This window comes from Limibacillus sp., assembly GCA_037379885.1.
GTDB lineage: Bacteria > Pseudomonadota > Alphaproteobacteria > Kiloniellales > CECT-8803 > JARRJC01.
Map to the genome: position 1 here is coordinate 69088 of JARRJC010000006.1, position 23681 is coordinate 92768.

At 65.6% G+C, this 23681-nt stretch carries 24 protein-coding genes, 2 tRNA genes and 1 pseudogene; 19 read left to right on the plus strand and 8 right to left on the minus strand.

All coding sequences use genetic code 11. The features are described 5' to 3' along the window. The first annotated feature begins 47 nt into the window (after positions 1–47). The 6 genes from rpmF (at position 48) to P8X75_03555 (ending at position 3532) form a co-directional block, all read left to right on the plus strand. On the plus strand, positions 48–230 hold the full coding sequence (gene rpmF / locus P8X75_03530) for a 50S ribosomal protein L32 (protein ID MEJ1994273.1): 183 nt from the start codon (positions 48–50) through the stop codon (positions 228–230). Positions 231–342: 112 nt separating this feature from the next. Next, a complete protein-coding gene (gene plsX, locus P8X75_03535) occupies positions 343–1401 on the plus strand; it encodes a phosphate acyltransferase PlsX (GenBank protein MEJ1994274.1) in 1059 nt (352 codons plus the stop codon). Beyond that, complete coding sequence (locus P8X75_03540) at positions 1401–2378, plus strand: ketoacyl-ACP synthase III (GenBank protein MEJ1994275.1); 978 nt, start codon at positions 1401–1403, stop codon at positions 2376–2378. Before plsX ends, P8X75_03540 begins: the two co-directional genes overlap by 1 nt. Before the next feature lie 161 nt (positions 2379–2539). Continuing rightward, the gene (locus P8X75_03545; protein ID MEJ1994276.1) at positions 2540–2833 is read left to right on the plus strand and encodes an integration host factor subunit alpha; all 294 of its coding nucleotides are present in this window, start codon (positions 2540–2542) and stop codon (positions 2831–2833) included. A gap of 70 nt (positions 2834–2903) precedes the next feature. Further along, positions 2904–3353, plus strand: coding sequence for a MerR family transcriptional regulator (locus P8X75_03550; protein MEJ1994277.1), 450 nt, complete (start codon positions 2904–2906; stop codon positions 3351–3353). Positions 3354–3455: 102 nt separating this feature from the next. Then, a tRNA-Pro gene (locus tag P8X75_03555) sits at positions 3456–3532 on the plus strand. Positions 3533–3571: 39 nt separating this feature from the next. Here P8X75_03555 and P8X75_03560 read toward each other — a convergent pair. Continuing rightward, positions 3572–4717 carry an iron-containing alcohol dehydrogenase gene (locus tag P8X75_03560; protein MEJ1994278.1) on the minus strand — a complete coding sequence of 382 codons (1146 nt, stop codon included), beginning with the start codon at positions 4715–4717 and terminating at the stop codon, positions 3572–3574. Continuing rightward, positions 4680–4922, minus strand: a complete 243-nt coding sequence (locus P8X75_03565; protein MEJ1994279.1) for a hypothetical protein — start codon at positions 4920–4922, stop codon at positions 4680–4682. Before P8X75_03565 ends, P8X75_03560 begins: the two co-directional genes overlap by 38 nt. Positions 4923–5086: 164 nt before the next feature. Here P8X75_03565 and P8X75_03570 point away from each other — a divergent pair, with 164 nt between their 5' ends. Next, positions 5087–6301 carry an MFS transporter gene (locus P8X75_03570; GenBank protein ID MEJ1994280.1) on the plus strand — a complete coding sequence of 405 codons (1215 nt, stop codon included), beginning with the start codon at positions 5087–5089 and terminating at the stop codon, positions 6299–6301. 24 nt (positions 6302–6325) lie between these two features. On the opposite strand, the pseudogene P8X75_03575 reads toward P8X75_03570, so the two are convergent. From P8X75_03575 to P8X75_03585, 3 genes and pseudogenes are all read right to left on the minus strand, one after another. Beyond that, positions 6326–7595 (minus strand): annotated as a pseudogene (locus P8X75_03575) (aminotransferase class I/II-fold pyridoxal phosphate-dependent enzyme). Positions 7596–7600: 5 nt separating this feature from the next. Then, positions 7601–8098 (minus strand): CoA-binding protein, encoded by a 498-nt coding sequence (locus P8X75_03580; protein ID MEJ1994281.1) that lies wholly within the window; start codon positions 8096–8098, stop codon positions 7601–7603. Positions 8099–8121: 23 nt separating this feature from the next. Further along, positions 8122–8901: an enoyl-CoA hydratase gene (locus P8X75_03585; protein MEJ1994282.1), complete on the minus strand. Its 780-nt coding sequence runs from the start codon at positions 8899–8901 to the stop codon at positions 8122–8124. 116 nt (positions 8902–9017) lie between these two features. Here P8X75_03585 and P8X75_03590 point away from each other — a divergent pair, with 116 nt between their 5' ends. From P8X75_03590 to P8X75_03605, 4 genes are all read left to right on the plus strand, one after another. Further along, complete coding sequence (locus P8X75_03590) at positions 9018–9449, plus strand: PaaI family thioesterase (protein ID MEJ1994283.1); 432 nt, start codon at positions 9018–9020, stop codon at positions 9447–9449. A gap of 193 nt (positions 9450–9642) precedes the next feature. Then, positions 9643–10107, plus strand: coding sequence for a 50S ribosomal protein L13 (gene rplM, locus P8X75_03595; GenBank protein ID MEJ1994284.1), 465 nt, complete (start codon positions 9643–9645; stop codon positions 10105–10107). A 2-nt stretch (positions 10108–10109) separates the two neighbouring features. After that, positions 10110–10595, plus strand: a complete 486-nt coding sequence (rpsI, locus tag P8X75_03600; protein MEJ1994285.1) for a 30S ribosomal protein S9 — start codon at positions 10110–10112, stop codon at positions 10593–10595. Positions 10596–10769: 174 nt separating this feature from the next. Continuing rightward, entirely contained in the window at positions 10770–11654 is an 885-nt protein-coding gene (locus P8X75_03605) for a hypothetical protein (GenBank protein MEJ1994286.1), read from the plus strand. A gap of 6 nt (positions 11655–11660) precedes the next feature. On the opposite strand, the gene P8X75_03610 is transcribed toward P8X75_03605, so the two are convergent. Then, positions 11661–11903 (minus strand): Lrp/AsnC ligand binding domain-containing protein, encoded by a 243-nt coding sequence (locus tag P8X75_03610; protein ID MEJ1994287.1) that lies wholly within the window; start codon positions 11901–11903, stop codon positions 11661–11663. Between the two features lie 133 nt (positions 11904–12036). On the opposite strand from P8X75_03610, the gene P8X75_03615 reads away from it, so the two are divergent. Next, on the plus strand, positions 12037–12588 hold the full coding sequence (locus P8X75_03615) for a gamma carbonic anhydrase family protein (GenBank protein ID MEJ1994288.1): 552 nt from the start codon (positions 12037–12039) through the stop codon (positions 12586–12588). 12 nt (positions 12589–12600) lie between these two features. Here P8X75_03615 and P8X75_03620 read toward each other — a convergent pair whose 3' ends face one another. After that, entirely contained in the window at positions 12601–14118 is a 1518-nt protein-coding gene (locus P8X75_03620; GenBank protein MEJ1994289.1) for a fused MFS/spermidine synthase, read from the minus strand. A gap of 148 nt (positions 14119–14266) precedes the next feature. Beyond that, positions 14267–16084, minus strand: a complete 1818-nt coding sequence (phaC, locus tag P8X75_03625; protein ID MEJ1994290.1) for a class I poly(R)-hydroxyalkanoic acid synthase — start codon at positions 16082–16084, stop codon at positions 14267–14269. Between the two features lie 263 nt (positions 16085–16347). On the opposite strand from phaC, the gene P8X75_03630 reads away from it, so the two are divergent. From P8X75_03630 to P8X75_03660, 7 genes are all read left to right on the plus strand, one after another. Beyond that, on the plus strand, positions 16348–17082 hold the full coding sequence (locus P8X75_03630; protein ID MEJ1994291.1) for an OmpA family protein: 735 nt from the start codon (positions 16348–16350) through the stop codon (positions 17080–17082). Between the two features lie 62 nt (positions 17083–17144). Then, positions 17145–18362, plus strand: a complete 1218-nt coding sequence (locus P8X75_03635) for an LL-diaminopimelate aminotransferase (GenBank protein ID MEJ1994292.1) — start codon at positions 17145–17147, stop codon at positions 18360–18362. Between the two features lie 5 nt (positions 18363–18367). After that, positions 18368–19693, plus strand: a complete 1326-nt coding sequence (locus P8X75_03640) for a homoserine dehydrogenase (protein MEJ1994293.1) — start codon at positions 18368–18370, stop codon at positions 19691–19693. Between the two features lie 83 nt (positions 19694–19776). Continuing rightward, positions 19777–20763: a class II fructose-bisphosphatase gene (gene glpX / locus P8X75_03645; GenBank protein MEJ1994294.1), complete on the plus strand. Its 987-nt coding sequence runs from the start codon at positions 19777–19779 to the stop codon at positions 20761–20763. Between the two features lie 28 nt (positions 20764–20791). Beyond that, the gene (gene recJ / locus P8X75_03650) at positions 20792–22582 is read left to right on the plus strand and encodes a single-stranded-DNA-specific exonuclease RecJ (GenBank protein MEJ1994295.1); all 1791 of its coding nucleotides are present in this window, start codon (positions 20792–20794) and stop codon (positions 22580–22582) included. Further along, on the plus strand, positions 22579–23379 hold the full coding sequence (locus P8X75_03655; protein MEJ1994296.1) for a DUF1194 domain-containing protein: 801 nt from the start codon (positions 22579–22581) through the stop codon (positions 23377–23379). The genes recJ and P8X75_03655 overlap by 4 nt, the downstream gene beginning before the upstream one ends. Positions 23380–23413: 34 nt before the next feature. After that, positions 23414–23489 (plus strand) — tRNA-Glu (locus tag P8X75_03660). The last annotated feature ends 192 nt before the right edge of the window (positions 23490–23681 follow it).

The window sequence follows — 23681 nt, forward strand, 5'->3', positions numbered from 1 at the left end:
GCAGCAAGCCGCTGCGGAACCACAGAGTTTGAAAAGGATGGCAAGCCATGGCTGTTCCTAAGAAGAAGATTTCTAAATCTAGGCGCAACATGCGCCGCTCTCACCACGCGCTGGGCAAGTCCAACCCCAACGAGTGCTCGAACTGCGGCGAGATGAAGCGCCCGCATCACGTTTGCCCGGCCTGCGGCCACTACGACAGCCGTGAGGTCGTCGAGGCCGAGTCCGTCTGACTTGACGGACTCCAGGCCGGCTCGTTGCACTGATCGGACTGTGTGATGAGCCAGTCTCGAAGGGCCCCACGGCCCTTTCGTCTTTTTTGACAACAGTCAGGCAGCGGGTCCCGTGAGTGCAGCAATCGTCATCGCTTTGGATGCGATGGGCGGCGATGCCGCCCCGGAGATGGTGCTGCGCGGCGCTCAGTTGGCGCGTAAGCGTTTTCCGGAGGTCCGCTTCCTCGTCTTCGGGCGCGAGTCCGAGGTCCAGCCTCTGATCGAGCGCTTCGAAGGGCTCTCGGAAATCTGCGAGCTGGTGCACACCGACGACGTGGTGGCCTCGGAGGAAAAGCCCTCCGTCGCGCTGCGCTCTGGCCGCAACTCCTCAATGCGTCTGGCGATCAACTCGGTCAAGGAAGGCCGCGCTCAGGCCGTGGTCTCCGCCGGTAACACCGGCGCCTTGATGGGCATGGCAAAGTTCGTGCTGAAGACCCTGCCGGGTATCGACCGTCCCGCCATTGCCTCCTTCTTTCCGACCATCAAGGGCGAGTCCGTCATGCTCGACCTGGGCGCGAACGTCCAGTGCGACAGCGACAACCTCGTGGATTTCGCGATCATGGGGTCGGTCTTCTCGCGCTTGGTGCTGGGGCGTATCGACCCGACCATCGGCATCCTGAATGTCGGTTCGGAGGACAAGAAGGGGTTCGAGCAGCTCTGGGACGCCGCGGCGATCCTGCGCGGCTCAACCGGCCTGCCGGGAAAGTTCCACGGCTTCGTGGAGGGCGACGACATCGCCAAGGGCACGGTGGACGTGATCGTCACCGACGGTTTTACCGGGAACATCGCGCTCAAGACGGCCGAGGGGACCGCAAAGCTGGTCAGCGAATACCTCCGCCAATCCTTCCGCTCTTCCTTCTTCGCCTCGCTTGGCTACCTGCTGGCGCGCGCGGCCATGCGCAAGCTGCGCCACCGGCTGGACCCGCGGCGCTACAACGGCGCGATCTTCCTCGGCCTCAACGGCATCACGGTGAAGAGCCACGGCGGCACGGACGCGCTGGGCTTCGCCAACGCCGTGGGGCTGGCGGTCGATCTGGCGCGGGAGAACTTCATCTCCCGCCTTCAGGAGGACTTCGGCAAGCTGTCCCGTGGTTCCGGCGAAAGCGGCGACGCAGCAGCGGAGGCCGTCTGATGACTGTGCTGAGGTCCCGGATCACCGGCTGCGGTCACTATCTGCCGCAGCGCATCGTGACCAACGCCGATCTCGAGAAGATGATCGACACCTCGGACGAATGGATCCGCAAGCGCACCGGCATCGGCGCACGCCACATCGCAGCGGAAGGCGAGATGACCTCCGACCTGGCCCGCGAGGCCGCGATTCAGACGCTGGCGAACGCCGGACGCAAGGCGGAGGAGGTCGACCTGATCGTGATGGCCACCTCCACGCCCGATGAGACCTTTCCCGCCACGGCGACCCGCGTGCAGGCGCAGCTCGGCATGACGCGGGGCGCCGCCTTCGACGTGCAGGCGGTCTGCTCGGGCTTTGTCTATGCCCTGGCCGTCGCCGACAACTTCGTGAAGACGGGAGGCGCCTCCAAGGTCCTGGTGATCGGGGCGGAGACCTACTCGCGCATCCTGGACTGGCAGGACCGCGGCACCTGCGTGCTGTTCGGCGACGGCGCGGGCGCCGTGCTGCTCGAAGCCGAGCAGGGCAGGGGCGACAAGGCCGACCGCGGCATCCTCTCCACCCATATCTTCTCCGACGGCCGTCACCACGACGCGCTCTACGTGGACGGCGGCCCCTCCTCGACCCAGAGCACCGGGCACCTGCGGATGCAGGGGCAGGAGGTCTTCCGCCACGCCGTCAACAACATGGCCCAGGCGATCGACGTGGCCCTGGACGCCAACGACCTGACGCCCGGCGAAGTGGACTGGCTGGTGCCCCATCAGGCCAACTCGCGCATCATCGAAGCGATGGCCCGAAAGCTGAACCTGCCCATGGATCAGGTGGTGATGACCGTGGACAAGCACGCCAACACCTCCTCGGCCTCGATACCGCTCGCGCTCTACGAAGGGATCAGCGACGGACGCATCCGTGAGGGTCAGCTGGCGCTGATGGAAGCCATGGGCGGCGGCTTCACCTGGGGTTCCGCAGTAGCAAGGCTTTAACTGCGACAACTTCAAGTGATGGATTAACTTCCATCCATCTCTTTCGCGACTCGCGCGATATCTAAATGTTGTCTCCTATCTCCCTGAGTTGACTTAATAAATTGACGTCTCTTTCCAGCCTGGTGTAACGTCGCTCAACGAACGTATGACAGGGGGAAAAAATGACGGGCGAAACGGTTACCCGTGCGCAGCTGGGCGAGGCTGTCTATCACGAGGTCGGGCTATCACGGAACGAGTCCGCCGATCTGGTGGAAAGCGTGCTGGACGAAATCTCCGATGCGCTGGTGCGCGGGGAGACGGTGAAGATTTCTTCGTTCGGCAGTTTTTCCGTGCGCGAGAAGGGCCAACGGATCGGCCGTAACCCCAAGACCGGGGAAGAGGTGCCGATCCTGCCTCGCCGGGTTTTGGTCTTCCGCCCCTCCCATGTCCTCAAGGAACGAATCAACGAGTCCTGACGGTTGGATGTAAGGGCGGGGCTTTGGACCCCGGGGCCCTTGATCTCGGGACCCTTGAAGGAGACAGGCGATGGCCACAGCGAAAAGCAACGGCAAGTCGGCGGCGGCCTTCCGCACCATCAGCGAGGTGGCGGACGAGCTCGATGTGCCGCAGCACGTGCTGCGCTTCTGGGAATCGAAATTCTCTCAGGTGAAGCCTCTGAAGCGGGGCGGCGGACGCCGCTACTACCGCCCGGAGGACGTGGAGCTTCTGCGCAAGATCCGCGACCTGCTCTATCAGGACGGCTACACCATCAAGGGCGTTCAGAAGCTGCTGCGCGAGGGACAGGTCAAGAAGCAGGACCTGGCGCCCGATACCGCCGCCTCCACGGCCAAGAAGGCCGCCTCCAGCGGCGCGAAGGCCGAGAGCAAGCGCAGCGCGGAGGCCGGTCTGGCCCCGGAGAAGAAGCGCGAACTGAAGTCCATGATGGACGAGCTGGAAGCGCTCAGGAGCGAGCTGAACAGCCTTTCGCGCGACTGACGGCGGCTCTTCCTTTCGATGCGTTTTCGGCGATTGCAATGGCCCCGTCGCCCCGTTATATAGGGGCCTTCTTCACCCGCCTTTCCTTTCGGCGGCCACGGTCGGAGCGTAGCGCAGCCTGGTAGCGCACTTCGCTGGGGGTGAAGGGGTCGCAGGTTCGAATCCTGCCGCTCCGACCAATTCTTCCTAACCTTGTTGAAAATTGCTGTGGCGGGCAATTAGTAGCTCTCCCGCAGCATGGCCTCGTAGTCGGCGGCGCTGGCTTTGCGGGGGTTGGTGGCGTGGCAGTGGTCCTTGAGGGCGGCCTGGGCGATGGCGGGCAGGGTCGCCTCGGCGACGCCCATGGCGCCAAGTCCCTCCGGGATGCCGAGGCGGCGGTTCATGGCGAGGAGCGCTTCGGCGCAGGCCTCTGCGCTGTCGTCGGTGAGCCCCATGACCGCTGCGACCTGCTCCAGCTTGTCGCCCACGGCCGGCGCGTTGAAGCGGATGACCGCAGGCATCACCACGGCGTTCAGCGTGCCGTGGTGGAGCCGCAGGGTCTCGTCCGCGCCCAGGGGGTGGGAGAGGGCATGGACCGCCCCCAGGCCCTTCTGGAAGGCCATGGCCCCCTCCATGGAGCCCATCATCATGTTCCAGCGCGCCTCGCGGTCGCCGCCGTCGGCCACCGCCCGCTCGATGTGGCTCCAGACCCGGGCCATGCCGTCCAGGGCGATGGCATCGGCGGGCGGATTGACGGCATTGGAGAGGAAGGTCTCGATGCAGTGGGCGAGCGCGTCCAGCCCCGTGGCAGCCGTCAGGCCCGCGGGCAGCCCGACGGTCAGTTCGGGGTCGCAGAGCGCCAGGCTGGGCAGCATGTGCGGGCTGAGGATGCCGAGCTTGCGCCCGTCGGCCATGATGAGCACCGCGCCGCGTCCCACCTCGCTGCCGGTCCCCGCGGTGGTGGGGATGGCGATCAAGGGGCGGCTGAAGGGCTTGGCGAGCCGCTGAAGCCCGCCTTCAACCAGCGCGTACTGAGACAAGGGCGGCTCGTGGTCGCCCAGCAGGCGCACGGCCTTGCCCAGATCCATGGAGGAGCCGCCGCCGAGCGCGACCACGCCGTCGCACGCCGCCTCGCGCAGCAGGGCCGCTGCTTCCAGCGCCTGGGCCTCAGTCGGGTTGGGCAGGGTTTTGTCATAGACGGCGGCCCGCTGGCGCAGGTCCGGCCCCAGCACCTCGAGCAGCTGGTCCAGAAGCCCGGAGGCCTTCAGCCCCGGATCGGTCACGATCAACGGGCGCTCGACCCCCAGGGCCGCCAGCTCGTCTTTCAGGGACGCAAGCGCGCCGAAATCAAAGGAAATACGCGTTAGGTAGTTGATGGTCGCCACGGCTCTGGTTCCCCTGCGCTGCCCGTTCATCGCCGGATACCGCCACCCGGCGGCCTCGGGCCGTCAGCTTGCAGACCATCCAGTCGGGCTTCAAGGGGTTGTCGAACCACGGCAACTTGCCGCCGGCTTGGGTCAAGCCACGCTTCAGCCAGGCGATTTGCAGCTCGACAGGCCGTGGGCTCGCCACGGCGTGTTGTTCACGCATGGATGCCCTCCCAAGCGATCCATGTCGTCCCCTTCGTCCCCTAATCTACGGCAAGGGAAGGGGAAACACCAGCGCCGCCGCCCCCGCGCCTCCCCCGCGCCGCAAGGCAGCCATGCCGTGGGCACGGCTTGTCCGCGCCGCGGGCGCGCGCGATAATCCGGGTCATGTCGCTTTCACAGCCCAGTTCCGCGCGCTTGTCGCTGCTGTTCTCCTGCCTGGGGCACAGCTACATGCACCTGTTCGCCGCCTTCTATTTCGTCATCGTGGTGACGCTGGAGGAGGCCTGGGTATTGCCCTATGCCGATCTTCTGGAACTCTGGACGCTGGGCGCGCTTCTGATCGGCCTCGCCGCGCTGCCCGCGGGCTGGCTGGCCGACCGCTGGTCGGCGCCGGGCATGATGACCGTGATGTTCCTCGGCATGGGCGCCGCCTCCATCTTCTGCGGCTTCTCGGACGGCACCACGGCGCTCTGGGTCGGGCTGACCGCCATCGGCCTGTTCGCCGCGATCTACCATCCGGTGGGCATCGCCTGGGTGGTGCGCTCGGCCAAGGAGCGGGGCAAGGCGCTGGGCATCAATGGCATCTTCGGCAGTTTCGGGATCGCCTCCTCGGCGCTGGTGGCCGGCGCGCTGATCGACGGCTTCGGCTGGCGTGCGGCCTTCATCGTGCCGGGCATTGTGTCGCTTCTGACCGGCTTTGCGCTCCTCTACTGCCTGGCGAGCGGCCGGGTCCGGGACGAGGCGGTGGATCAGGCGCCCGAGCAGCCTTCCAGCCGCTCCGACCGCATTCGCGCCTTCCTGCTCCTGATGCTCTCCATGTTCTGCATCGGTCTGGTGTTCCAGGCGACGCAGTCTTCGCTGCCCAAGCTCTTCGATCTGCGCTTGGGCCAGTACCTGGGTGAGGGAGCTCTGGGCGTCGGCGCGCTGGTGGCCGCGCTCTACACGGTGGGCGGCGCCATGCAGTACTTCGGTGGCCGCATCGCCGACCGGGTCAACGTCAAGCGGCTCTACCTGACCGGCCTTCTGCTCCAGGTTCCCTGCTACATGCTGGTCGCCTATTCGCTGGGTCTGCCGCTGGTGCTGGGGGCGCTGGGCGCGATCTTCCTGAACGCCTCGGTCCTGCCCGCGGAGAACATGCTGCTCGCGCGCTTCACGCCGCAGAAGCATCGCTCTCTCGCCTACGGCGCCAAGTTCGTCCTCGCCTTTTCCGCCGGCCCGCTGGCCGTGAAGCTGGTCGCCGCGGTGCAGGGAAACACGGGTGAGTTCACCTGGGTCTTCCTCTTCGCCACCATGGCGATGGCTGTCGCCTTCCTGGCCTCCAGCTTCATCCCGGACCGTCGGGACCGCCAAGCAGCACCGGCCGCCCAGCCGGCGGAGTAGGGGCCTGCGGCCTTCTCGCCCGGACTAAGACTTCGTCGCTTGGGCCAGGGACCTATCCAGGTCGGCGATCAGGTCCTCGACGGTCTCCAGCCCGATGGAGAGACGGATCACGTCGTTGCCGGCGCCCGCCGCGTCGCGCTGCTCGTCCGTCAGCTGCCGGTGGGTGGTCGATGCCGGGTGCAGGATCAGCGAGCGCGTGTCGCCGATGTTGGCGAGGTGGCTGAAGAGGTTGACGCTCTCCACCAGCTTCAGCCCGGCTTCGTAGCCGCCTTTCAGGCCGAAGGTGAAGACCGAGCCGGCGCCCTTGGGCATGTACTTCTTCGCCAGCGCGTTATAGGGGCTGGATTTCAGGCCGGCATAGGACACCCAGGCAACCGCCTCGTGCTGCTCGAGGAACTCGGCCACCTTCTGCGCATTGGCGCAGTGCCGGTCCATGCGGAGAGCCAGCGTCTCGATCCCCAGAAGCGTCTCGAAGGCGTTCATGGGCGACAGCGTGGCGCCCAGGTCGCGCAGCCCCACGGCATGCGTGTGCATGGTGAAGGCCATGTCGCCGAAGGTCTCGTAGAAGATGAGGCTTGCCCCAGTCGAAGAAGCCGCTGTCGACCACCGCGCCGCCCATCGCCGTGCCGTGTCCTGACAGGAACTTGGTGGTGGAGTGGGTGATCAGGCTGGCGCCCCACTCGAAGGGACGGCAGAGGTAGGGCGTGGCCATGGTGTTGTCCACGATCAGAGGTATCTCCGCTTCCTCCGCGATCTTGCCCAGCGTCTCCAGATCGGAGATGACGCCGCCCGGGTTGGCCAGGGACTCGACGAAGATCGCCTTGGTCTTGGGGGTCAGCGCCTTGCGCACCTCCTCGGGCTCGTCCACGTCCACGAAGTCGCAGTGCCAGTCGAATTTCTTGAAGGTCTTGCCGAACTGGGTGATGGAGCCGCCGTAGAGCCGGGTTGCCGAGATGAAGCGGTCGCCCGGCTCCATGAGGGTGAAGAGGGCCAGCTGCTGGGCGGCGTGGCCCGACGCCGTGCAGGTCGATCCGCGCCCGTCCTCCAGGCTCGCGATGCGCTCCTCCAGGACCGCCACGGTGGGGTTTGTCAGACGCGAATAGAGGAAACCGAAAGCCTGCAGGTTGAAGAGCGAGGCGGCGTGATCGGCGTCGTGAAAAACATAGGAGGTGTTCATGAAGATCGGCGTCTGGCGCGCGCCGGTGATCGGCTCGGGCTGGCTGCCCGCATGGATCATCCGGGTCTCGAACCCGAACTCGGGCTCCGGGCGCTTGTTGTCGTCCTGTCCGCTCATCGCGTTTACACCTTCCGCCGTTTGGCCGTGATCACCCGGGAATTGAAACCGCCCCAGGAAAGCTCCGTATTGAGCCTGCCCCATTCGATCTTGGGGCAGCGGTCCATCACCACCTTCAGGCCGGCGGCCTCGGCCCGCGCCGCCGCCTCGTCATTGCGCACGGTGAGCTGCATCCAGATCACCTTGATGCCCTTCTCTTTGGCCAGGGCGATGGCTTCGTCGGTGACCGGACCGGCGGCTTCCGAATTGCGGAAGATGTCCACCATCTCGAAAGGGCCGGGCGCCTCGGCGAGGCTGGCGTAGACCGTCTCGCCGAGGATCTCCTCGCCCGCTTCACGCGGGTTGATCGGGATCACCCGGTAGCCCTTCCCTTGAAGGTACTTCATGGCGAAGTAGGAGGGCCTGGACCAGCGGGAGGAGGCACCGACCATCGCGATGGTCTTGGTCTCCCGCAGAATGTTCAGGATATCGCCGTTGCGATAGGTGAGGGGCGTCTGGCTCATGAATGCCTTCTTCGGGGCCGCGCTCAGGCGTCCTGCCACTGGGGTTTGCGTTTCTCGATGAAGGCGTCGATGCCTTCCTCGGCGTCCTTGGCGAGCATGTTCTCGACCATGACCTGAGCGGTATAGGCGTAGGCGTCCTCCAGGTCCATCTCCGCTTGCCGGTAAAAGGCCTCCTTGCCGATCTTCAGGACATGGGAGGACTTGGATTTCACCTTATCCGCCCAGGCCTCGACCGCGCCGTCCAGGTCTTCTTCCGGCACCGCTTGGTTGATCAGGCCGAAGGAAAGCGCGGTCTCGGCGTCGATCATCTCGCCCGTCAGCAGCATCTGCATGGCCTGCTTGCGCCCGACGTTGCGGGAAAGGGCGACCATGGGCGTGGAGCAGAACAGGCCGATGTTGACGCCCGGCGTGCCGAAGCGCGCCGTCTTGCTGGCCGCCGCCAGATCGCAGCTCGCCAGCAGTTGGCATCCGGCGGCCGTGGCGATGCCATGCACCCGGGCGATTACCGGCTGGGGCTGGCGCACGACAGTCAGCATCATGCGGCTGCAGGCCTTGAAGGTCTCCTGATAGAAGGCCTTGGTCGGGGTTCCGCGCAGCTCCTTCAGGTCGTGGCCCGCGCAAAAGCCCTTGCCGGCGCCCGCGATCACGACGGCGCGGACCGAGCGGTCGCCGGCGATCTTATCGAGCTCGTCACTGACGGTCTCCATAAGCCCGAGGGACAGCGCGTTGTAGGCCTGCGGGCGGTTCAAGGTCAGCCAGGCGACGCCCTCGCGATCCTCGCGGTTCAGCAGCTGATCGGTCATGGTGCCTCCTCGTTCAAAACAGACTCTCGATTTGGACCCTAGGCAATGGCGCTTTCAAGGGGTATCAGGATAGCCCCTCCGGGGAAAGGGTCCGGCGGTTCAACGGGAGGCAGGCGTTGGTCAAGATCACCAAGGAAGAGGTCGCGGAGATCATCGGGACGGAGCTGCCCTGGGCGGTCCAACTGAATCTGGAGACCGAGGAGATCGGGGAGGGCTGGTGCCGCGTGCGCCTGCCGCACCAGGATCTGCATCTTAGGCCCGGGGGCACCATTTCCGGCCCCTCCATGATGACGGTCGCCGATTTTGCGCTCTACGTGGCCGTGATGTCTGCGATCGGACGGGTCGAGCTGGCGGTGACCACCAACCTTTCGATCAACTTCCTGCGGCGCCCCAAGCCCGGCGACATCCTGGCCGAGGCGCGGCTGATGAAGCTGGGCCAGCGCTTGGCGGTGGGGGAGGTGCACCTGCGCTCCGAAGGCGCGGACGAGCAGCACCTGGTCGCCCATGCCACCGGGACCTATTCCATTCCGCCGAGCGAACAGCGATAATGTGGGGTAATAAGATACCCCATTGATAAGTTACTCTTTTTCGGCGCTAAATTCCGTTGACAGAGGGATGGCGCTTCTTTAAACAGCGCATCCAACGGAGCGGACCGGAAGGCCCGCTCCCTGATGTTTTTGAAGGTTCCGAAGGGGCGGCGGCGCTGCTGCCTGAGGAGCGGTCTTCCAAGGAGCAAGAACCATGAAAACCTACTCCGCCAAGCCGGCCGAGGTAGAGAAGAAGTGGGTGCTCGTCGACGCCGAGGATATCGTTCTCGGGCGTCTGGCCACGCAGGTCGCCGTGATCCTGCGCGGTAAGCACAAGCCCAGCTTCACTCCGCATGTGGATTGCGGCGACAACGTCGTCGTGGTCAACGCCGAAAAGGTCAAGCTGACCGGCAACAAGCTGACCGACAAGAAGTTCTACTGGCACACCGGCCATCCGGGCGGCATCAAGGAGCGCTCCATGGAGCAGATCCTCGATGGCGCGCATCCCGAGCGCGTGGTGATGAAGGCCGTCGAGCGCATGCTGCCCAAGGGCCCGCTCGGCCGTCAGCAGATGAAGAACCTGCGGGTCTACGCCGGCACCGAGCATCCCCATGAAGCGCAGCAGCCCGAGGTCCTGGACCTCGCCGCCCGCAACGTGAAGAACAAGAGGAGCGCCTGATCATGGCCGAGGAACAGACCCTCAATGACCTCTCCGATCTGGGCGACGCCACCGGCGCCGTTTCCGGCGAGGGCGAACTGCGCGAGCAGATCATCGACGCCCAGGGCCGCGCCTATGCGACCGGCCGCCGCAAGAACGCCATCGCCCGCGTCTGGATCAAGCCGGGCAGCGGCAAGGTCACCGTCAACGGCAAGGACCAGACGGTCTTCTTCGCCCGCCCGGTGCTGCGCATGATGATCAGCCAGCCTTTCCAGGTGGCGGGCCGCAGCGACCAGTACGACGTGGTCTGCACGGTCACGGGCGGCGGACTTTCCGGTCAGGCCGGCGCCGTTCGCCACGGAATTTCCCAGGCGCTGATGCGCTATGAGCCGGAGCTGCGCGCCGTGCTCAAGAAGGAAGGCTTCCTGACCCGCGACAGCCGCGCGGTGGAGCGCAAGAAGTACGGCCGCGCCAAGGCCCGCCGTTCCTTCCAGTTCTCCAAGCGTTAAGCAGCAAGCTGAAAGACGCGAAGACGACAGGGCCGCTCTCCGGAGCGGCCCTTTTTCGTGTATGCCCGGTTCCTTGATGCTACGGTTTTCCCGCAACTCGACCCGCGTTACTTGCTCGACAGGGGGCGCTTTCGGTGGGCGCAGTCCTCTGCCCGGTTGGATCGGAAACCTTTCATGTTACTTGGCCGCTCCCGCAATCTGAAAGAAGCCGCGTCGGGGGATAAGACCTTCGTGCTCTGTCTCGGATCGCAGAAGTGCGGGACGACATGGCTCCATGACTACCTGAACAGCCACCGCTTCGCCGATTTCGGGTTCGCCAAGGAGTATCACATCTTCGATTGCGTCCATGTGAAGCCCTGGTCCAAGGGCAAGGAGGCGGCGATTCAGCGCTTGCTGGACGATGTGCAACAGCAGCCGGCGAAAATCAGATACCGGGTCATCCAGCGGGTGAACTTCATGGTGAACCCGGAATCCTACTTCGACTACTTCACCGGCCGTTTGTCCAAACCCGGCATCCGTTTGACCGGCGACATGACTCCGGCCTACTCGGCCTTGCCGGTCCAGGTGCTAAAGCTCATCAAGGACGGGTTCGAAGAGCGCTCCATAGCGGTGCGTCCTCTGCTTTTGATGCGCGACCCTGTCTATCGTCTGCAGTCCATGGTCCGGATGACCTTCAAGAAGAAAGGGGTGACGCCGACCAGGGATCAAGAACTGGCTGCCATGAAGGCCAACCAGTTGAAGCCCGGAGATTTCTTGCGGGCCGACTATCCGGAAATCGTGAAGCGGGCCAGATCGGTCTTCGGCGAGGAGGGTGTCTACATCGATCTCTTCGAGCGTCTCTTCAGCGACCGGACGCGCGAGGAACTGGGCGCTTATCTCGGCCTTCCCTTGAAGGCCCCAAAGATCCACGACCTGAAGAATGTATCGAAAACGGAGAACTCCCTGACCAAAGAGGAATACGATGAATTCAGGGGGCGCTACCAAGAGCTCTATTCCCGCACGGGAAAGATCACCGGCCTGGATACGGATCGCTACTGGTGCTTCAAGGAGGGCGCCTAGGCGTCCCTAGGCGAAGGCTTTGAAGGTGATGAGCGTGAAGGTGTCGCGCACGCCGTCCAGGGTCTGGAGCTTGTCGGTCACGAAGTGGCCGATATCGGAGTCTTCCGGCAAGTAGCACTTGATCAGCAGATCGTACTGGCCTGACGTCGAATAGACCTCCGACACCTCCTCCAGCGTGTCCACCGCATCGGCGGCCACGTCATAGGCGCGGCCCAGGTCGCATTTCACCATGACGAAGATGGCGCGCATGGGGCTTTTGCCTCCCTTTCCTTGCGTTCCGGCGCTTGCTTCCCCTAAATACAGCAATCCATCAGGGGCGGCAAAGCCTTAGCCGCCGAGCCCGATTGGGCATCATCAGCAGCAGGGGGAAAGAGACACCGCCATGGCCGGACTGATCAAGACATTCCGCGGAGTGACGCCCAGAATCCACGAGAGCGCCTTCATCGCCGACGACGCGGTCGTCATCGGCGACGTGGAGATCGGCCCCGAATCCTCCGTCTGGTATGGCTGCGTGATCCGTGGTGACGTCAACAGCATCCGCATCGGCGCGCGCACCAACATCCAGGACGGCACGGTCATCCACTGCAATCAGGACCGCAGCGGCGACTACCGCGAGACCGGGGGCGGCGTGCCGACCCATATCGGGGACGACATCACCATCGGCCACATGGCGCTGCTGCACGCCTGCACGCTGGAGAGCGGGTGCTTCATCGGCATGCGCTCGGTGGTGATGGACGAAGCGCTCGTGGAAGGCGGCGCCATGGTCGCGGCCGGCGCGGTGGTGACGCCGCGCAAGCGGGTGGAGAGCGGCCAGCTTTGGACCGGTAGCCCCGCCAAGTACGCCCGCGACCTGAACGAAGCGGAACGCGCCTTCTTCCCCAAGTCGGTCGAGGGTTACGTCAACCTCGGTCAGCAACACAAGCGCGGCGGCTGACGCCTCTTTCGGCTATTCGCCTTCGAGCCAGAGTTCCGACAACAGCCGGTCGACCGGCGTGAAATCGTCGGTGAGCAAGACGCCCATCTCCTCGAGAGGCAAGCGCGACAGTTCGATCTGAGCCCAGCGTCGCTCGTAACCCTGGGCCGACCGCAGGTGGTTCGGCAGGCCGCTCGGCCTGTTGGAGGCGAAGAGAATGAAGGTTGCGCGCCGCGCCCCGGCGATGTCGTCCGGGGCCACCCAGACCTCGACCGTCTCAAAGCTCTGATAGAGCGTCAGCACCATGGAGGAGAGCAGGCGCGGCTCCTGCGGATTGTCCACGAGGTTGAGGGCGTAGAACCCGCCGTCCGTCAGGTGCGCGGCCACCAGATCGTGGAACTCGCGGGTCACCAGATGGGCGGGGATGGCGATGTCCTTGAAGGCGTCGCCGAAGATCACGTCATAGCGCTGGGCGGAGCGGGCGAGGGCGACGCGGGCGTCTCGGGCGACGACCTCGGTATCCGGGGCCGCCTGGAACCAGAGCGAGGCCTCCGCCGCGGCGGTCACGGCCGGGTCGATCTCCGCCACCGTCAGGGGCCTGCCGGGCCAACGGTCCTGCCAGGCGCGTGGCAGGGTGAAGCCTCCGCCGCCCACGAAGAATGCGTTCTCCGGCCCCTTTGGGAAGAGCCGCAAGACGATCTCGTCCACCAGATGCAGATAGGGGCTCACCAGCAACTGAGGCTCGTCGCGGTCGTTGATCGAGTGCACGAGGTGGTCGAGCGCCATGAGGCGCGAGGGGCTTCCGGTCATGTTATCGGCGGGGTCGATCTGGATGCAGAAGTACTGACTCTCCTCATCGCAGGGCGATTGGAAGGCCGCGCCGCCGAGCGGCGTGAGCAGGAACAGGGCGAGCGCCCCGGCGCTGCCGGCCAGACCCAGCAAGCGCGCCAGGGGCGGCAGGAAAAGCGCACCCAGCACGGCATTGATCCCGGCGACCAGCCAGACCGTGCCGCTGGACCCGATATAGGAGATCAGGACGAACCCCGCGAGGAAGGTGCCGAGGATGGAACCCAGCGCGCCCATGGCCAGCATCCGGCCCAGGACGCGCCCCGTGGCGCGGCCATCGGCATCTGCGCCAAGCATCTCCAACGCAGCCTTGGTGGCCATGGGCTGGACGAGCCCGGCCAGCAGGCTGGGCAGGAAGAAGGCGGCGAAGCCGGAGATCGCGATGGCGGGCGCGGGTGGCAGGTCCCGCAAGCCGGTCCCGCCGACCAGCAAGGACAGAACCGGCAGAACCAGCGCCGAGGTTGCCGCACCGGCCCAGAAGCAGAGCGAAAGCCGCCGGGTCAGGGCCCGCCCCTCGGCGGCGGCCAGATAGCCGCCGAGCCAATGCCCGAGGGTCAGGCCCGCCAACACCACCCCGATGACCGTGGTCCAGCTGTAGAGCGACATGCCGAAGTAGGGGGCGAGAAGCCGCCCCGCGGCGATTTCCAGGATCATGGCCGCGGCGGCATTGGCGGCGACGGCAAAGGCGAGGAGGATCGGACCCAAGGTTCTTCGACTCGTTCCGGTCAGTTGCGGGAGCGCTCGCCCGTAAGACTACAGGCTACCGCCTGATGCGCCAGCAAAAGCAAAGGGCCCGGCGGCTTTTCAGCCGCGGGCCCTTTTGCCGGGGTCGCCCTTGATGGGTTCGGGATGCTTAATCCTGGGCCTTCACCTTCACGTAGCTGCCCGGTGCGTCCTCGATCGGCTTCAGCTTGCCGTCGCCGGGCGTGCGCGCGGGCACCTTGGCGCCGGACTTCTTGCCGACCCAGTCCGCCCATTCCGGCCACCAGGAGCCATCCTTCTGGGTGGCGTTCTTGAGCCAGGTGTCGGGGTCCTTGGCCGTGGTGCGGCTGCTGGTCCAGTAGCAGTACTTGTTGGCCGCGGGCGGGTTCACCACGCCCGCGATGTGGCCGGAGGCCGCCAGCACGAACTTCTTGGGACCGGAGACCATCTGGGTCAGCGCATAGGTCGAGGTCCAGGGCGCGATGTGATCCTCGCGCGCGGAGACCATGAAGATCGGCGTCTTGATCTTGCGCAGGTCCACGGGCGTATCCAGAAGCGTGATGCCGCCCGGCTCGCGCAGCTTGTTCTCAAGGTACATGTTGCGCAGATAGAAGGAGTGCATCACCGCCGGCATGCGCGTGGAATCGGAGTTCCAATAGAGCAGGTCGAAGGGGAAGGGGTCCTTGCCCAGCAGGTAGTTGTTGACCACGAAGGACCAGATCAGGTCGTTGGCGCGCAGCATGTTGAAGGTGGTCGCCATCTCGGCGCCTTCGAGGTAGCCCTTCTTGTTCATGGTCTCTTCGAGGGCCGAGAGCTGCTCCTCGTCGATGAAGACGCCGAGCTCGCCGGGCTCTTCGAAATCGGTCAGGGTGGTGAAGAAGGTCGCGGAGTTGACGCGGTCGTCGCCCTTCTCGGACATCACGGCCAGGGTCGAGGCCAGGAGCGTGCCGCCCAGGCAATAGCCGATGACGTTGGGGTCCTTCTCGCCGGTCGCCTGCTCCACGGCTTCCAGCGCCGCCAGCGGCCCTTCGACCATGTAGTCCTCGAAGGACTTGCGGGCCAGCTTCTCGTCCGGATTCGCCCAGGAGATCATGAAGACGGTGAAACCCTGCTCGACCGCCCACTTCACGAAGGAGTTCTTCTCCCGCAGATCGAGGATGTAGAACTTGTTGATCCAGGGCGGGATGATCAGCAGCGGGCGCTTATAGACCTGCTCGGTCTGTGGCGCGTACTGGATCAGCTGCATCAGGTCGTTCTGGAAGATCACCTTGCCGGGCGTGATCGCGATGTTCTCGCCGAGCTGGAAGGCCGTATCGTCGACCATCCGGATCTTCAGGTTGCCCTTGCCCTTCTCCATGTCCTCAAGAAGGTTCTGCAGGCCCTTGACCAGGTTCTCTCCGCCGCTTTCCACCGTGGTGCGCAGCACTTCGGGGTTGGTCATCACGAAGTTGGAGGGCGCCATGGCGTCGACGAACTGGCGCGTATAGAAATCCACCTTCTGGGCGGTCTTGTCGTCCAGGCCCTCGACGTCGCGCACGGTGTTCTGCATGTAGCGCGCGGAGAGCAGGTAGGACTGCTTGATGAAGTCGAAGAGCTCGTGCTCCTCCCAAGCCGGGTCCTTGAAGCGGCGGTCGTCGCGCGCGGGCTCGGCCACGGACTCGGCCTCGCCGCCCAGCATGCGCTGCGTGGTGGCCTGCCAGAGGCGCATGTAGTCCTGCCAGAGGCCCATCTGCGCCTGTATCAGCTTGGAGGGGTCGCGCATCATGCGCGTGGTCATCTCGAAGAAGGCGCCGCCGATGTTCAGCGGGTCGAGCGACTGGCTGCCGGAGCCGCCTTCGCTCTGCTGGCGGGAAAGGAAGTCGCTGACCAGCCGCTGGCTCTGTTCGGCGATACCGGCCATGGTCTTGGAGAACTCGACCGGGTCGGGAAACTGCACGTCGGGCGATTGGTCCTGCTGTTTGTCTGCCATCTTTCCTTCCTTGGGTCCCTCTTTACAGGTCCTTCTTTTCCGCGGGCCCGCGCGCTGGGCGCAGCGGGTCGCCGCTGTATCGGACCTTGGTATTCCGGTTACATGGTCGCTGTGATATTGCACTGCAACAGATTGGCGCCTTGTCTAACGAAAATTCCCTGCTTTGGCTAGGGAAAACCAGTCTTTGGGCCTGTTGGCGCCCGCCCGCCGCCCGCCCGCCACCGGTCCCGCGCATGCTGTTGCGCGGGGGATGGGCCGCACCTATGCTGAGAACCCGAATCGACGGCTGGAAAGAGAACGGCTTGCTTGGGATGCAGATAGAGAAACGATCGGGCCTGACCGCGATTGCCGCAGCCTTGCTTTTGCTGGCCGCCGGGGGCTGTTCCAGCCTGCCCGATTCCCTGGACCCGACGCAGGCGCTGGACGACGATCAGGTCGAAGAGAACACGCGGATCGTCCCGCCGCCCGACGAGGGCGACGGCAGCTACCCGAACCTGTCGATCGTCCCGGCCCGGCCCGCGCCGATCACCAGCTTCAGCGAGCGGCAGGCGCTGGAGGAAGCGCTGTCCGGCGATTACGCCCAGGCAAACTACTCGACCGAGCCCCTGAGGCGCAGCAGCCAGCCGCCGCCGCCGGGCACGGAGGGCATCAACCTTGGTCCGGGGCCGGCCTTGATGGTGCAGTTTGAAGAGGGCCGTACGGGCCTCTCCGCCACCGCGCGGGCGGACCTGGAGCGCATGGCCGTCGCCCAGTCGGCGCTGGGCGGCGCGATCCGGATCGTCGGCTACGCAGGCGGCAGTGAAGGCCGCGACGCGCTGAGAGCCTTCAGCCTGTCGGCCGAGCGCGCCGAAGCGGTGGCGGCTACCTTGAAGCGGCTTGGGGTTCCCGCTGCTTCGCTGGTGACCCAGGCCGTCGGCGCGGACCCGCGTCACTTCGGCGGCGACACCTTGGGTCCGCGCGCGGAAATCTTCCTGGATATCGGCCAAGCGAGCCGCTAGAACGGCCCCCTTATCGAGCGTTTGCTCCGGAGCAATCCGGCACGCCTTGTTGGACAGGGTCGATGACCGAGGAATTCCATCGCATCAAGCGCCTGCCGCCTTACGTCTTCGCGGAGGTCAACAAGCTGAAGGCCGAAGCGCGGGCGCGCGGCGCGGACATCATCGACTTCGGCATGGGCAACCCCGATCAGCCGCCGCCGGCCCACGTGACGGAAAAGCTGGTCGAGGCGGTGAACAATCCCCGTATCCACCGCTATTCAACGTCGCGCGGCATCCCGGGGCTCCGCCGGGCGCACGCGGCCTACTACGGCCGGCGTTTCGGCGTGGAACTGGATCCGGAGGACGAGGTCATCGTGACCTTGGGTTCCAAGGAGGGCCTGGCGAATCTGGCCCAGGCGATCACCTCGCCGGGTGACGTCATCCTGGTGCCCAGCCCCAGCTATCCGATCCACGCCTTCGGCTTCATCATCGCGGGCGCGTCGATCCGGCAGTTCCATCTGGGCGACAGCGGCACGATCCTCTCCCAGTTGGAGCGCGCCCTGCATCATTCCGTACCCAAGCCCTTGGCGGTTGTTCTGAACTACCCCGCCAATCCCACGGCCCAGGTCGTGGACTTGGCGTTCTATGAGGAGATCGTGGAGTTCTGCCGCAAGCAGGGCGTCTACATCATATCCGATCTCGCCTACTCGGAGGTTTACTTCGAGGGGGAGCCGCCGCCCTCCATCCTTCAGGTGCCGGGCGCGCGCGAAGTGGCGGTGGAGTTCACCTCGCTGTCGAAGACCTACTCCATGCCGGGCTGGCGCGTCGGCTTCGCGGCGGGCAACAAGAAGTTGATCGCGGCCCTGGCCCGGGTGAAATCTTATGTCGACTACGGCGCCTTCACCGCGATACAGGTAGCCGCGACAGCCGCGCTGAACGGCCCGCAAGACTGCGTGGAGGAGATGCGCCAGCGCTACCGCAGCCGCCGTGACGTCCTGATAGATGGACTTCGCGCGGCCGGTTGGGAGGTGCCCGCGCCGCCGGCGACCATGTTCGTCTGGGCGCCGCTGCCGCCGGCCTTTGAGGCGCTGGGCTCGCTGGAGTTCTCCAAGCGGTTGCTGACCGAGGCCGAGGTCGCGGTGGCGCCCGGGGTCGGGTTCGGGGAATACGGAGAAGGCTTCGTGCGTTTGGGGCTCGTTGAGAACGAACAGCGGATCCGCCAGGCGGCCCGCAACATCAAGGCATTCCTGCGGCAGGGGCCGCAGATCAGACAAGAACCGCAAGAATCGGTGGGGAGTTAGAAGCGATGACGGAACAGGCCTCCAAGGCATCGAACCAGCCGGTCTTGCGGCTAGGGATCGCCGGACTTGGGACCGTGGGCACCGGGCTGATCGAACTGATCGAGGCTCAGGGTGACCTGATCGAACAGCGCAGCGGGCGGCGGCTCAAGGTCGTGGCCGTGAGCGCGCGCGACCGCTCGAAGGACCGCGGGGTCTCGCTGGAGGGCATGACCTGGCACGACGATCCCCTGGACCTCGTGGACGACGATGCGGTCGATCTGGTGGTGGAGTTGATCGGTGGCTCTGAAGGCGTCGCCAAGACACTGGTGGAAAAGGCGCTGAGCGCCGGAAAGCCGGTGGTCACCGCCAACAAGGCGCTGGTCGCCCATCATGGAACGGCGCTCGCGCGTCTGGCCGAGGCCAACGGCGCAAGCCTGCACTTCGAAGCGGCGGTCGCGGGCGGCATCCCCGTGATCAAGGCGCTGCGCGAGGGCCTCGCCGGGAACTCCTTCGCCCGGATCACAGGGATCCTGAACGGCACTTGCAACTATATTCTGACCACCATGCGCGAGACCGGCCGCGATTTCGGCGATGTGCTGGCCGAAGCGCAGGCGCTGGGCTATGCGGAGGCCGACCCCAGCTTCGACGTCGACGGCGTCGACACCGCGCACAAGCTCGCGCTGCTGACCGCGCTCGCCTACGGCTGCGAGGTCGATTTCAATGGGGTCTATCTGGAGGGCATCCGGGAGATCGGCGCGGTCGACATCTCCTTTGCCGATGAACTCGGCTACAAGATCAAGCTGCTGGGGGTCGCGGAGTCCGCTGACGGCGCCGTCTTTCAGCGCGTCCACCCCTGCCTCGTGGACAAGCGCGCGCCGATTGCCGGCGTCGACGGCGTCTTCAACGCCGTGGTCGCCGAGGGCGACTTCGTCGGCACGACGCTCTTCGAGGGGCGCGGGGCCGGCGGGCATCCCACGGCTTCCGCCGTTGCCGGCGACATCATCGACGTGGCGCGCGGACAGGCCCTGCCGACCTTCGCCGTTCCCGCCGACGCCCTGAAGCGCCTGCCCAGCAAGCCCATGAGCGAGCACTACGGCGCCTACTACCTGCGGCTCTCCTGCCTTGACGAGCCGGGGGTGATCGCGGACGTCACGGCGGCGCTTCGGGATTCCGGAATCTCCGTGGAATCGATGGTTCAGAGGGGCCGCGCGGAGAGCGACACCCACAGCGTGCCGGTGGTGATCACCACGCACGAAACGCTGGAGGCGCGCATGATGGAAGCCTTGCAGCGGATCGAGGCCATGGCGGCGGTCGTTGAGAAGCCGCGCCTCATTCGCATCGAATCGCTGTAAGAATAGAAGACCGAGTTTATGGAGAGAACTGGCGGGCCGTGAAGCGACGCCGGAACACCATCCAAGGAGTGAGCGGAAAAGCCATGTCGGAAGAAAACACCTGGACGGATCGCAATCTGGCGCTGGACCTCGTACGCGTGACCGAGGCGGCTGCGCTGGCGTCCTCTCACCTGATGGGACGGGGCGATGAGAAGGCGGCCGATCAGGCTGCGGTTAACGCCATGCGCGAGGTGCTGAATTCCCTGCCCATGGACGGCACCGTCGTTATCGGAGAAGGCGAGCGCGACGAGGCCCCGATGCTCTACATCGGCGAGAAGGTTGGCAGCGGCGGCCCGGAAGTGGACATCGCGCTCGACCCGCTGGAGGGCACCACCATCACCGCGCGCGGCGACAACAACGCTCTTGCGGTCATCGCCTTCGCGGAGAAGGGCGGCTTCCTGTACGCTCCCGACGTCTACATGGACAAGATCGCCGTCGGCGGCGGTCTGCCCGACGGCGTCGTGGACCTGGACGCCGAGCCGGCGGATAACCTGAAAGAGCTGGCCCAGGCCAAGAAGATGCGCGTTGAGGATCTGGCCGTTTGCATTCTGGACCGGCCGCGTCACCAGGACCTGATCGACAAGGTGCGCACCGCCGGCTCGCGCATCGTCCTGATCCGCGACGGCGATGTCTCAGCCGTCATGGCGACCAGCCGCGCCGATGCCCCGGTCGATATCTACATGGGGCAGGGCGGGGCGCCTGAAGGCGTGCTGGCCGCCGCCGCGCTGCGCTGCATGGGCGGTCAGATCCAGGGCCGCCTGATCTTCAAGAACGAAGAGCAGATCGCCCGCGCCCGCACCATGGGTATCGAAGACCCGGACCGTAAGTACGGTCTCCACGACCTTGCAGGCGGCAACGTCATGTTCGCCGCGACCGGCGTCACCGACGGCGCCATGTTGAAGGGCGTCAGGCTCTATGCGGGTGGCGCCTCGACCCATTCGATCGTGATGCGCTCCAAGACCGGCACCTCGCGGGTCATCGAAACGCAGCACAACTTCGACCGGAAGACCTGGTACGGCGTCTACGTTTAATGATCGGACTTTAGAAAGGGGGGTCGCCTTGGCGGCGATAACGCAGGAACGGCGCAGCGGCTTGATGGGGGTGGAACGCTCCCTCAGGGGGCGCCGTTGGGAGCTGCGCAGCCAGGACGACCGCAGCGCGCTGGCGTTGAGCCAGAGCCTGGGCCTCCCGGAGATCGTCGGACGCGTCTTGACCGGGCGCGGCGTCGCGCTGGAGGAGGCGGAAGGCTTCCTGGCGCCGACCTTGCGCGACCTGCTGCCGGACCCCGCCAGCCTCAAGGGCGCGGAAGCCGCCGCCCAACGTATCGCCGAGGCGCTTGAGGCAGGCGAGGGGATCGCGGTCTTCGGCGATTATGACGTGGATGGGGCCACCTCCTCGGCGCTGCTGCTGCGCTATTTCAGGGCGCTCGGCTCCGGGGCCCTGGTGCATATTCCCGACCGCATCACCGAAGGCTACGGGCCGAACGCGCCCGCCCTGATCGGGCTGAAGGAGCGGGGGGCCAAGCTCGCCATAACGGTGGACTGCGGGATCACCTCCTTCGAGCCCCTGGCCGCAGCGGCGGATGCCGGACTGGAAGTCATCGTGGTGGACCATCACAAGGCCGAGCCGAAGCTTCCCGAGGCGGTGGCGGTGGTGAACCCGAACCGGCTCGACGACGAGTCAGGACAGGGGCATCTGGCGGCGGTCGGCGTCACCTTCCTGCTGCTGGTGGCGCTCAACCGCTGTCTCAGGGCGCGGGGCTACTTCAACGAGACGCGCAAGGAGCCCGACCTGCGCCAATGGCTCGACATCGTGGCGCTGGGTACGGTTTGCGACGTGGTGCCCCTGCGCGGACTCAACCGGGGCTTCGTGACGCAGGGGCTGAAGATTCTGGCGCAGCGGCGCAATCCGGGTCTGCAGGCCCTGAGCGACGTGGCCGGGATCGACGAGCGGCCCGGCACCTATCACCTCGGTTTCCTGCTGGGTCCCCGGGTCAACGCCGGCGGGCGGGTCGGCAAGTCCGATCTCGGCGTGCGGCTCCTGACCAGCGACGACCCCGGAGAAGCCCGCGCCCTCGCAGAGCAGTTGGACGCCTTCAATCTGGAACGGCGGGAGATCGAGGCTGCGGTGCTTGACGAAGCGATTGCCGCCGTCGAGGCGGGCCCGGCGCCCGAGGGGTTGGTCTTTGCCGCCGGACGCGGCTGGCACCCAGGCGTGATCGGCATTGTCGCGAGCCGCTTGAAGGAGCGTTACGACCTGCCTGCCCTGGTGGTGGCCTTGGACGAGCAGGGGCTCGGCAAGGGGTCCGGCCGTTCGGTGCGCGGCGTGGACCTGGGCGCCAGCGTCATCGCCGCGCGGCAGGCGGACCTTCTGGTCAATGGCGGCGGCCACGCCATGGCCGCCGGAATCACCGTCGCCGAAGAGAAGCTCGATGAACTGCGTGCCTTTCTCGCCGGGCGCCTCGGACAGCAGATGGCGGAGCTGGACTATCAGCCGGCCATGGGCTTCGACGGCCTTTTGCAGCCCGGTGCGGCGACCTCGGAACTGGTGCGCCTGTTGGAGCAGGTGGGGCCCTTCGGCACGGACAACCCCGAGCCGCGTTTCCTGCTGCCGGGCGTCAAGGTTGCGCAGGCGCAGGTGGTGGGGGAGAACCACGTCCGCTGCCGTCTGATCGGGCCGGATGGCAGGGGCTTGAAGGCCATCGCTTTCAAGGCTCTCGACAGCGCCTTGGGCCAGGGGCTGCTGACCGGCGGCGGGCGCGCCTTTCACGTGGCGGGCAAGCTGCGCCCCGACAACTGGTCGGGGCGCGATGCCGTGCAGTTCATCGTCGAGGACGCAGCAGAGGCGTGAGCGATCCTGATACAGTGCGCCTCATGGCGAATCAAATGATCAGCGGCCTGTCGAGGCTGCGCTTACTGGCGCTGCTGTTGGGTTTGGGTCTGAGTCTGGGCCTGCTGCTCTCCAGCGAAGCCAAGGCGCAGCGCGAAGTCGACCTGCAACTGCTGCTGGCTGTCGACACCTCTTCGTCGGTCAACGACAAGGAGTTCGACCTGCAAATGCGTGGCATCGCCGAGGCCTTTCGCAGCCCCGGCGTTCACGCCGCCCTGCAGGCGGCCGGCGACCTGGGGATCGCGGTCGCCTTGATGCAGTGGTCCGACAGCCGCAAGCAGGACATGTCCATCGACTGGCGCGTGGTGCGGAACGCCGAGGAGGCGGAAGCCTTTGCTCAAGCCGTGGAGGCGACGGCGCGCTACATCGTCGGCGGCGGCACGGCGATCGGCACGGCGATCGAGTACGGCGTGACCCGCTTTGCCCGGAACGGCTTCTACTCGCTGCGTCGGGTGATCGACGTCTCAGGCGACGGGCGGGCCAATCAGGGCCGTTTTCCGGTCCGCTCGCGCGACGACGCGGTGGCGGCGGGGGTCACCATCAATGGCCTAGCGATCCTGAACGAGGACAGCTTTCTGGACAGTTATTATCTGCGCTACGTGATCGGCGGCACGGGAGCGTTCGTGATCACGGCGGACGACTACGACAGCTTCGCCGTCGCCATGACCCGCAAGCTGATTCAGGAGATATCCGGCGTTCCTTTGTCGCAGGCGCCGGCCCCCAAGCCGGGTCTTGCATTTGCATTCCAAAGTCAGTAGTAACTCGGCCCAAGCAAGGTCTTGCTAGCGCTGCGTCCCCATCGTCTAGAGGCCTAGGACATCAGCCTTTCCCGCTGAAGACACGGGTTCGACTCCCGTTGGGGACGCCAATCTTTTCAACAGGATAAGTGTGCTTTCTCGGATTCCTTCAGAAAGAGGGAACCGTGAGGGAACCGCTATGCTCGATTCCATGCGCTATGGACGCATTGGGTCCCATAAACCCGAAGGGTGGTCGGTTCGTGGAATAGCCAAGCACTACCTATGACTAAGGCCGCCAAGCCCAGCCCCCAGAAAATTTTTTG

Coding starts and splice junctions, on each gene's coding strand:
- rpmF (MEJ1994273.1), top strand. CDS start 48: ATGGCTGTTCCTAAGAAGAAGATTTCTAAATCTAGGCGCAACATGCGC.
- P8X75_03540 (MEJ1994275.1), top strand. CDS start 1,401: ATGACTGTGCTGAGGTCCCGGATCACCGGCTGCGGTCACTATCTGCCG.
- P8X75_03545 (MEJ1994276.1), top strand. CDS start 2,540: ATGACGGGCGAAACGGTTACCCGTGCGCAGCTGGGCGAGGCTGTCTAT.
- P8X75_03550 (MEJ1994277.1), top strand. CDS start 2,904: ATGGCCACAGCGAAAAGCAACGGCAAGTCGGCGGCGGCCTTCCGCACC.
- P8X75_03565 (MEJ1994279.1), bottom strand. CDS start 4,922: ATGCGTGAACAACACGCCGTGGCGAGCCCACGGCCTGTCGAGCTGCAA.
- P8X75_03570 (MEJ1994280.1), top strand. CDS start 5,087: ATGTCGCTTTCACAGCCCAGTTCCGCGCGCTTGTCGCTGCTGTTCTCC.
- P8X75_03580 (MEJ1994281.1), bottom strand. CDS start 8,098: ATGAGCCAGACGCCCCTCACCTATCGCAACGGCGATATCCTGAACATT.
- P8X75_03585 (MEJ1994282.1), bottom strand. CDS start 8,901: ATGACCGATCAGCTGCTGAACCGCGAGGATCGCGAGGGCGTCGCCTGG.
- rplM (MEJ1994284.1), top strand. CDS start 9,643: ATGAAAACCTACTCCGCCAAGCCGGCCGAGGTAGAGAAGAAGTGGGTG.
- rpsI (MEJ1994285.1), top strand. CDS start 10,110: ATGGCCGAGGAACAGACCCTCAATGACCTCTCCGATCTGGGCGACGCC.
- P8X75_03605 (MEJ1994286.1), top strand. CDS start 10,770: ATGTTACTTGGCCGCTCCCGCAATCTGAAAGAAGCCGCGTCGGGGGAT.
- P8X75_03610 (MEJ1994287.1), bottom strand. CDS start 11,903: ATGCGCGCCATCTTCGTCATGGTGAAATGCGACCTGGGCCGCGCCTAT.
- P8X75_03615 (MEJ1994288.1), top strand. CDS start 12,037: ATGGCCGGACTGATCAAGACATTCCGCGGAGTGACGCCCAGAATCCAC.
- phaC (MEJ1994290.1), bottom strand. CDS start 16,084: ATGGCAGACAAACAGCAGGACCAATCGCCCGACGTGCAGTTTCCCGAC.
- P8X75_03630 (MEJ1994291.1), top strand. CDS start 16,348: ATGCTGAGAACCCGAATCGACGGCTGGAAAGAGAACGGCTTGCTTGGG.
- P8X75_03635 (MEJ1994292.1), top strand. CDS start 17,145: ATGACCGAGGAATTCCATCGCATCAAGCGCCTGCCGCCTTACGTCTTC.
- P8X75_03640 (MEJ1994293.1), top strand. CDS start 18,368: ATGACGGAACAGGCCTCCAAGGCATCGAACCAGCCGGTCTTGCGGCTA.
- glpX (MEJ1994294.1), top strand. CDS start 19,777: ATGTCGGAAGAAAACACCTGGACGGATCGCAATCTGGCGCTGGACCTC.